This window comes from Oceanispirochaeta sp. (assembly GCF_027859075.1).
Classification (GTDB): domain Bacteria; phylum Spirochaetota; class Spirochaetia; order DSM-2461; family DSM-2461; genus Oceanispirochaeta.
The window spans coordinates 1-4,580 of record NZ_JAQIBL010000046.1 but is presented as its reverse complement, the minus strand read 5'-3'; the positions used below and the strand labels follow the sequence as shown (position 1 = coordinate 4,580).

4 protein-coding genes are annotated in these 4,580 nt (G+C 48.8%); 2 read left to right on the top strand and 2 right to left on the bottom strand.

From position 1 onward, the window contains the following. Nucleotides 1-176: 176 nt before the first annotated feature. Complete coding sequence (locus PF479_RS02740) at nucleotides 177-2,120, bottom strand: hypothetical protein (RefSeq protein WP_298001992.1); 1,944 nt, start codon at nucleotides 2,118-2,120, stop codon at nucleotides 177-179. A gap of 173 nt (nucleotides 2,121-2,293) precedes the next feature. On the opposite strand from PF479_RS02740, the gene PF479_RS02735 reads away from it, so the two are divergent. Both PF479_RS02735 and PF479_RS02730 read left to right on the top strand, forming a co-directional pair. After that, nucleotides 2,294-2,707, top strand: coding sequence for a DUF3795 domain-containing protein (locus PF479_RS02735; protein WP_298001990.1), 414 nt, complete (start codon nucleotides 2,294-2,296; stop codon nucleotides 2,705-2,707). A gap of 19 nt (nucleotides 2,708-2,726) precedes the next feature. Continuing rightward, the gene (locus tag PF479_RS02730; RefSeq protein ID WP_298001988.1) at nucleotides 2,727-4,079 is read left to right on the top strand and encodes an MATE family efflux transporter; all 1,353 of its coding nucleotides are present in this window, start codon (nucleotides 2,727-2,729) and stop codon (nucleotides 4,077-4,079) included. Nucleotides 4,080-4,111: 32 nt separating this feature from the next. Here the strand turns inward: PF479_RS02730 and PF479_RS02725 are convergent. Beyond that, the coding region (locus PF479_RS02725) for a hypothetical protein (RefSeq protein ID WP_298001986.1) at nucleotides 4,112-4,580 on the bottom strand (469 nt) is incomplete at its 5' end.

The following is a 4,580-nucleotide window of genomic DNA, read 5'->3' as shown; positions in this document are numbered from 1 at the left end:
AACTCTGAAATGATCGATTTTGAAGGAGAATCAAAATGCATCAGTTTTGTGGGAGAAAAAATTATTATCATATTGTTTCAGGATGACCTCAGAAAAGGATTGTCAGAGTTTACATCATCTTCATGGTTCCTTTCCAGAGCTGCACAGGGGTGAGAATCAAGGCAGCCTACTGGAAATCAGTTCAATTCGATTGAACCGATGTAGCGGGTCAAATCATTGCGGGCCTTGATGAGCTCCCGCTCTTTCTCTTCCACCTGCCGGTTCAAGCTCTGGATATCCCGTTCCTGTGCCTCCAGCTGTCCTGAATATTTCTTGTATAGGTCCGAATCATATTCGAGAACACCCATATTTTCCCGGACCCGGCTCTGATCCCGCTCCAGGCGGCCGATCCGGGCTGTCAGTGCCGCCGATTCAGTTTTGATGCGCTCTTCCGATCGTTTAAGATCTGCCATCTTTTCCAGAACAGTCTTCATTCCGGTTGAAAGCTCAGCCCATTCCAGGTAATAGGAAAAGTCGGTCAGGGCAAAACTGGTCAGCCTGAACTCACTTGAGAACAGATATTCTTCTTTCACCAAAACAGGAGTTTCATCCCATTGATCCAGAGTAAATCTGTAGGCTGAGCTTGTTTCTTCATCCAGGGGAGGGTGTTCTGTCAAAGACCAACCCGCCTCCCTGGGATGAATGATGATAAGCTCCTTCTCCTCTCCTTCAATTCTGTATTTCGTCATTCGTTCCATCTTGTCCAGACGATACATCATGCCATCACTGATCTTTAATGAGACGATTCTCTGGGGAAGAGGTTCCTGAGATTTTTGAACATCCACAGCCCCATGCAGAGCATAGCTGATAAAGCGGGTGGCCCCGGGGATCATTTCTGGAATAAGGGCATCTCCGGCATAGCTTCGGCCTTCTGAAACCGAGACGGGACCCGCCGCCCAGTGGGCATCACTTTGATTATTGAGACGAAGAGATTTAAAGACCAATCCGCCCTGGCCTGGATCATATATGGCAAGACCACTACCTGCATCGGGAGAACTGAGGATGGGGATCATGGCGGAGGAACGGGCCTCTACAGTCACAGGAGTATTGACGGTGTATCTGTAAAAATTCCCGGTGCGTTCACCCCTGGCCATAGAGACTGTCGGTGCCGGTGCATAGGCCTCCATTTTACCGTAATAGGAGTCCTCTGCCATCATTTCAGACTCTTCATACATCATTTCCGGAGCTGAGGATCGATAACTCAATTCTGATTTAGCAGAGAGGGACGGAGCGATTCCCTTGTCATATTCCACGGCTCCCAGAGGACCAGCGGAGGCAATCTCCACGGTTTCCCGATAGACATAGCGGGGGGTCGCCAGATCCATGATGAAGGCATTGGGCTGTCCGGCCACAAAGCTGAGATTCACATTATCCCAGCTCTCACTCCCGCTGTTCTGTACCAGAGCCCAGCCTTCCAGGCGGGGGATGTCATTTTCATCCAGAACAATTCTATAACTGGTTTTCCATAAGGGTACGGCTCGGATATAACTGAGCCGAATCCGGCGTGTTCCTGTCCCTTTGAGTGAGATCTTCAAGAGCCGGGATGTCTTAACCCGGGACTGGGCAATATCACCCAGGGCCCTCAGCAGCTCTTCCTGTAAAAATGTATCCTGAAAGCTCAGATTTTTCAGTTCCAGAATATTCACAGTAATCAAGCCATCGTCATTCATCAGGTTTAGATTAATCCGCCGGTATCCTTCGGCATTATATGTGTCTTCCACGCTGAAAATCCGGCCGGAAAACCGCCCTTCTTCGGTGACCACAGAGACTTCTTCGCCCTGAGTTCTCAACAGGAATTCGATGATCCCCGGTGATCCGGAAGGATTGACTCGAAGATCAGAGAGTGTGGCAGACAGAGGATTTTCACTGCTAAAGTTCACCGAATCAACTGTACCACCATCAAGGTCTTCAATCATAATGGATTTCAGGATGTCATTGATATCCTTGTGTTCCACTGGGAAAAGAAGGATCTGATTACCCTGGACCTCTGTCTCATGCACGATCTGTGCCAGACCGGCCGTATATAGAGTCACTGCTTTAATCGGGAATGTTCCCTTTGTGGAGGATGAACTATCTCGCATTATAGATTCTGAAGCCCCCTCCCCTGCACTGAGTGCCGGAAAGCCGATGGACAACAAGAGTATGAGTATTTTTATAAATCGGTTCATCATACCAGCATAAAGCACAGAGGTTGATTTTCCAAGAATAAATAGATCAAAACAAAAAAACAGTTTAGTATTCAAGGGGAGGGAAAATGAATCATTTAAGCATGGCTCCCTGCGGTGTGAACTGTGAGCTTTGTCTGGGAATGCAGCGGGAAAAGAATAGATGTGTCGGCTGCCTGCAAAGCGGAAACAAACCCTATCACTGCACCATATGCAGCATCAAGTTTTGCCCCGCAAAAGAGAGTACTACATCCCTCTGCATGGATTGCATCAAGTTCCCCTGTCAAAAAATCAGAAAGCTGAATATGCGGTATAGTAGCAAATACGGAGAAAGTCCTATTGAAAACCTGAAGACCATCAAACAGGTTGGGCTGGATGAGATTATCAAAAGGGACAAAGCAAAATGGGAGTGCCCCCGCTGCGGAGGTCTGTTCTGCGTTCACAGAGAGAACTGCCTGAATTGCGGAGAGAAGAATCCTAGATTCCCCAAACCATTACATTAGAAATTGACAGGAGCCCAGATTGAATAAGAATACAAAAATGATAACCACAGAGAAAGAAGGACTTGTCCTGGCAAGGCTGACCGCCCCCATGACCATGGGAATCCTGGGAATAATCATATTCAATCTGGTGGATACCTACTTCGTAGGTCAGCTTGGAACGGTGGAACTGGCTGCCCTCTCTTTTACATTCCCCGTAGTCCTGACAATCAGCAGTGTAGCCCACGGACTGGGTGTCGGAATGACCGCGGCCGTGTCCCGTGCCGCAGGAGAACAGAACCGGGAAAAGCAGACCCGCCTGATAACCTGGGGGATGGGACTCTCCTTTCTGGTGGTTGTGTTCTTTGTACTGATTGGACTTCTCACCATCGATCCCGTCTTTACTCTGATGGGGGCGGATGCTGAGACGCTGGATGTGATCAGGGAGTACATGGGCATCTGGTACTGGGGTGTCATCTTCGTGGTCATACCCATGACGGGGAACTCGGCTATCCGTGGAATGGGTGACACAAAGACCCCCTCAAGGGTCATGCTGATTGCGGCGACGATGAACACCCTGTTAGATCCCCTTCTGATCTTCGGGATTGGTCCCTTTCCTGAGTTGGGAGTGGCCGGCGCCGCCCTGGCAACTGTTTTTGCCCGGGCCATAACATTTACTGTGGCCTGGTACATTCTGATCTACAGAGAAAAGGTCATCTCTCTCCGCAATAGTTCAATCAAGATCATCCTGGAGGTCTGGAAGGAAATCCTCCATGTGGGACTTCCCAACACCCTGTCAAAGATAATAGTCCCTCTGGCCTCAGGTATCATTACTGGAATGATCGCCGTCAATGGCCGGGAAGCGGTGGCTGGTTTTGGAATTGCCACCAGGCTGGACATGTTTGCCATGATCATCATCAGGGCCATGGTCTCCATCATTCCTATTTTTGTGGGGCAGAACTGGGGAGCCGGGCTCAAGGACCGTGTCGTGAGAGGTTTGAAACTGGCCGATCTATTTTCAATGGCTTACGGGTTTGCGGTCTATCTCATACTGCTCATTGTCGCCAAACCGATCATCAAACTGATTAATGATGATCCTGATGTGATCGCCGTCGCCGTCCTTTATATGAGGATTGTCCCCCTGTCATACGGCCTCCAGGGTCTAATGCTCAGCGCGGTCACGACTCTCAATGTGTTGAGAAAGCCCGTTCTTTCCGCCCTTTTGACATTGATACAGATGTTTGGTTTTTACATTCCCCTGGCCTGGTATGCTTCCAGGATTTTTGGCTTATCCGGTATATTCACGGCTCTCGCCCTGTCCTATCTGATAGCCGGACCTTTATGCAGCAGGATGAACAAAAAAGTGATGTTCAATCAGATGAAAGTTCAAGGCTGAATGGAACTGTTCCCGGAGTCTGGCAGCTGATGTCAGAGCTTATCCATCTGATCCAGAATTGCCGCCGCTATTGCCACGGGATCACCATCATCTGAAAAGATACGACACAGAAGGTTACGGTTTTTTTGAATCCTGTCATACTCATAACTTTTGTCATAATAGCCCAATACAATGGAGGCAGCCTCACGGATATCACCCCGGTGCAGGGCTGATACCGCCTTATGGGCATTCTCGATGCCCAGTCTTTTCTGGATCTTCAGGATCGTTTCCTCCAGAAGGATCAGACTCTCCTGTCCGTAATCACGGTTTAACCTGTCTAATCTGTACTTCATGTCCATTTCTACCAGGACCAGAGAAGAACTCTTCATCAAGTCGTAGAATGGGACTGGAAGGAAGATCCTCCCGATATTAAGACTTTCATCTTCCACCCAGATCCTCTGAGGAGCGGTAAAGTTCATTAATTCTTCGAAGAGACAGTTTTCAAACTGCTCCGTCGAGGGC

Bases quoted from the DNA above. Each gene is read 5' to 3' on its own strand.
- PF479_RS02740 (WP_298001992.1), bottom strand. From the start codon at position 2,120: ATGCGAGATAGTTCATCCTCCACAAAGGGAACATTCCCGATTAAAGCA.
- PF479_RS02735 (WP_298001990.1), top strand. From the start codon at position 2,294: ATGAATCATTTAAGCATGGCTCCCTGCGGTGTGAACTGTGAGCTTTGT.